The organism is Mycobacterium sp. (assembly GCF_050701675.1).
GTDB lineage: Bacteria > Actinomycetota > Actinomycetes > Mycobacteriales > Mycobacteriaceae > Mycobacterium.
In genome coordinates this window covers 1-3,655 of the sequence record NZ_JBOGDD010000713.1, presented here as the reverse complement: position 1 = coordinate 3,655, position 3,655 = coordinate 1, and the positions used below count along the sequence as shown (strand labels likewise).

The following is a 3,655-nucleotide window of genomic DNA, read 5'->3' as shown; positions in this document are numbered from 1 at the left end:
GTACGGGAATGGCGGTCGACTTCGAGGACGGCGAACGGCTCATCGCCATCGAACTCGATGCGCTGCGCCACATTCCGGTGACCATCGCTGTCGCCGTCAGCAAGGAGAAGGTCGACTCGGTCATCGCGGGCGCCCGCGGTGGATACTTCAACCGACTGGTCACCGACCCCGTGACGGCAGGTGACATCCTGGCCAGTCCCGCGCTCGCGCGGTAACCCCCGCGCTACAGCACGGCGTCGGCGAGGCGGTCGACCTGGTCGGGCGTTGCGACGGCGGGATGGAAGAGCAATCGGTCGAAACCGAGGTCACGGTAGTGCCTCACGGCATCGCGGGCGTCGTCACGCGTGGCTACCATGTCGGCCACGCTCAGCGCGCAATACTCGGGCGTGAAGCCGTAATACCGGCCGAGATTGCGCCTCCCCTCGGCGACGACGGCGTCGTCGCCGACAGCGAAGTTCAGCGATGCCTGGATCGTCGGACGGCCCACCCGACCCGCCTTCTGCCATCCGGACCGGATCTCCTCGGCAAACGACGACTGCGTCGCGTAGTCGCGCACAGCACCTGCCGCCCACCCGTCGCCGAGCGTGGTCGCACGGCGCAGCGTCGCCTTCGACTTTCCTCCGAACAGCACCGGAATCGTCACCGGTGACGGGCACAGCGACACCTCGCCGTCGACCGACTCGCCCGCCCAGACTCGTCGCCAGACCGGGGTGGCGGCGTCGAGAAGCTCGCCGCGAGCGCCGAAGTCGACTCCCGCGGCGGCATAGTCGTCCTCCCGACCACCGACGGCGACCCCTAGCACCAACCTGTCACCGGAGGCCTCAGCCAAGGTAGCCAACTGCTTGGCGAGCAGGACGGGCGGATACAGCGGCGCCAGCAGCACGTTGGTGATCAGTGCCAGGTTCGCGGTGGCGCCCGCTGCCACCGCGAGAGAGATGATCGAGTCGAGGCTGGGATAGATCAGCCGGTCGATCGTGGTCACGGACTCGAATCCGCGTTCCTCGGCACGGCGAGCCCAATGGGCGATCGCCGGACCCTTGACTTCGGCGACGTGGTTCGGCAAGCCAATTCCCAGCTTCATGACGTTCCTCTCTCGATGTCGGGATTCACTGTGGTGTAAACCCTTTCGTACTCACCGCGGCGATCGGCAAAGCGCAGTCGGCGGGCGGTTTCGACGACGATCTCACTGGCTGAAGGCTGCTCGGCGAGCAACGCCATCGTCTCGTCGACGAAGGTGGTGACCGCCACACCGTGCGCGTCGTCCTGCGCACCGGTCTCGGTGTAGACCCTGGGCGGCGGAATTTCGATGACCTGAATCCTGCTGTCCCGCAATTGGAAGCGAAGCGATTCCGTGTAGGAGTGCAACGCCGCCTTGGTGGCGGAGTATGTCGGAAGGCTGGCCATGGGCACGAAGGCCAGCGCCGATGAGACGTTGACGATCGCGGCCCGCGGCTGCCTCCTCAGCGTGGGCAACAGGCGCGACGTCAGCAGGAGCGGACCGATCAGGTTCGTCGCACACACCGCCCGGATCGTGCTCAGATCGGGTGTGGACAGATCCTCGGCTGCCATGATTCCAGCGTTGTTCACCAGCACGTTCAACTCTGGATGACGCCGCACGATCTGATCGGCGAAGGCGTCGACGCAGTCTGGATCACCCTGATCGAGCGGGAGGCATTCCATGCCGGGGTGGGCGCGGACGACGGCGTCCAATGCGTCCCGACGCCGCCCGGCGACGACCACCCGATTGCCACCTTCGTGAAGCGCAGCGGCCAGTCCAGCACCGATTCCGCTGCCGCCCCCGGTGATCAGGATGGTGTTGCCCGTCAGTCGCATGCGATCCAGAGTGGCGGTGCATCGTGTCGATCGGCCATCAATGCGCCAAAAATGATCAGGAATCATCTCTAAAGCTCGAAGTGCGTAGGGTTATCCCCATGATCGACGAGCTCGACGGCCAGATCATTCACGCACTGCAGCTCTCTCCTCGCGCGTCGTTCCGCCTCATTGCCGACACCGTCGGCGCCCAGGAACAGACGGTCGCCCGCCGGTACCGCCGACTGCGGCGCGACGGGGCGTTACGCGTGGTGGGGCTGCTCAACCCCCGGGTGCACGGCGATGCCCAGTGGGTGGTCCGCGTGCACGCCAAGCCCGACGACATCCCCCGCCTCGCCGAAGTGTTGGTTCGGCGACCGGAGGTCACCCACGCCAACATCCTCTCGGGCTGGAGTGAACTGGTCTGCGTCGTTCGAGCCCCCCTCGCCGAGGGATCCGACGGGCTATTGCAGCGACTGCCGCGCACCACGTCGGTGATCAATCTCGACATCGACCTGGTGTTGCACACGTTCGGAGAGGCGGGCACCGAACCGTGGACCGCCTACGGTCACACCCTGGATGTCGAACAGACCAGTCGGATCCTGCAGCGGTCCGTCCAGTCACCGCCGACCACCGGGCCCGCCGGCCCGACCGAGGAGGACCAGGCGCTCTTCGACGCGCTCTTCGCGGATGGCCGGGCGCCGCATGCGCGTTTGGCCGACCACACCGGTTGGTCCACCGCGCGAGTGGCACGCCGCCTCACCGCCCTCGAGGCCGCGGGCACACTCATCTACGACGTCGACATCCTTCCCCAGCGACTCGGGTTCGCCGTCAACGCGATGATATGGCTGACGACGTCGCCGACCCACCTCGAGAGCGTCGGACGACAAATCGCCGCGCACGCCGAGATCGCGTCGGTGGCAGCCGTCAGCGGCCGAAACAACCTGATGGCCATCGCCATCTGCCGCGACGTCGAGCACCTCTACCGCTATCTCGCCGGGAAGTTCGCAGCGGTCGCGCACGTGCAGACCTACGATTTGAGCATCCGCGCCCAGCGCCTCAAGCAGACCGCTTCGCTGATCTCGCACGGACGGCTGATCAACGCGCCCTCGTGAACGCCGAACATTGCCAACGGGTTTGACGACCAGTCAGTTGTCGGTTGGAGGTGGTTGGGGTTGGAACGGGTCGTACCACCACCAGTCGGCGCGTTCACCGGTCGGTCCCCGATAGTGTGCGACCGCGGGCGGGGGTTGCGTGGGTGGGCGGGCGAACGATCCCGCACTCAGTGGCCGGCCGGCGTTGTCGGTGACGACGAGGTGGTGGGCGGGTCCGGTGATGGTGATGCCGCCCCGATGATGCAGCCGGTGATGAAAGGGACACAGCAGCACCAGGTTGTCCAACTCGGTGGCCCCGCCGTCCTCCCAGGCCCGGATGTGGTGAGCGTGCAGACCGCGGGTGGCCCCACAGCCGGGAACCACACAGCAGCGGTCGCGGTGCTCGAGTGCACGACGCAACCGCCGACTGATCTGGCGGGTCTCCCGCCCCGACCCGATGACCCGACCATGACGTTCGAACCACACCTCACAGCTAGCGTCGCAGAGCAGGTAGCGCCGGTCGTCCTCCGACAGCAGCGGACCCAGATGCAGCGCGGCGTTGCGGTGTTCGACGTCGAGGTGCACCACCACGGTGGTGCGCTGCCCGTGGGGGCGGCGGGCCACGTCGGTGTCCCACCCGGCCTCGATCAGACTCATGACGCCGTCGACGGTGTCGGGCAACGGCGGCGCCTGCTCCGAGACTGCGTCCCCGTCGGCGTGGTCGCGTTTCCACGCCGCGACCAATGCGTCGG

Annotated in this window: 5 protein-coding genes; 2 read left to right on the top strand and 3 right to left on the bottom strand. The window is 67.1% G+C overall.

Annotation, left to right across the window (positions count from 1 at the left end; all coding sequences use genetic code 11):
• A partial coding sequence (locus tag ACRDUX_RS21910; protein WP_526416447.1) for a sugar-binding domain-containing protein occupies window positions 1-215 on the top strand: 215 nt, incomplete at its 5' end.
• Between the two features lie 8 nt (window positions 216-223).
• Here ACRDUX_RS21910 and ACRDUX_RS21905 read toward each other — a convergent pair.
• Complete coding sequence (locus tag ACRDUX_RS21905) at window positions 224-1,081, bottom strand: LLM class flavin-dependent oxidoreductase (RefSeq protein ID WP_526416445.1); 858 nt, start codon at window positions 1,079-1,081, stop codon at window positions 224-226.
• Entirely contained in the window at window positions 1,078-1,833 is a 756-nt protein-coding gene (locus tag ACRDUX_RS21900; protein WP_526416443.1) for an SDR family oxidoreductase, read from the bottom strand. The genes ACRDUX_RS21905 and ACRDUX_RS21900 overlap by 4 nt, the downstream gene beginning before the upstream one ends.
• A gap of 98 nt (window positions 1,834-1,931) precedes the next feature.
• On the opposite strand from ACRDUX_RS21900, the gene ACRDUX_RS21895 reads away from it, so the two are divergent.
• On the top strand, window positions 1,932-2,924 hold the full coding sequence (locus ACRDUX_RS21895; protein ID WP_526416441.1) for an Lrp/AsnC family transcriptional regulator: 993 nt from the start codon (window positions 1,932-1,934) through the stop codon (window positions 2,922-2,924).
• Between the two features lie 33 nt (window positions 2,925-2,957).
• On the opposite strand, the gene ACRDUX_RS21890 is transcribed toward ACRDUX_RS21895, so the two are convergent.
• Window positions 2,958-3,655 (bottom strand): HNH endonuclease signature motif containing protein (locus tag ACRDUX_RS21890; RefSeq protein WP_526416440.1); only part of this gene is annotated, 698 nt, incomplete at its 5' end.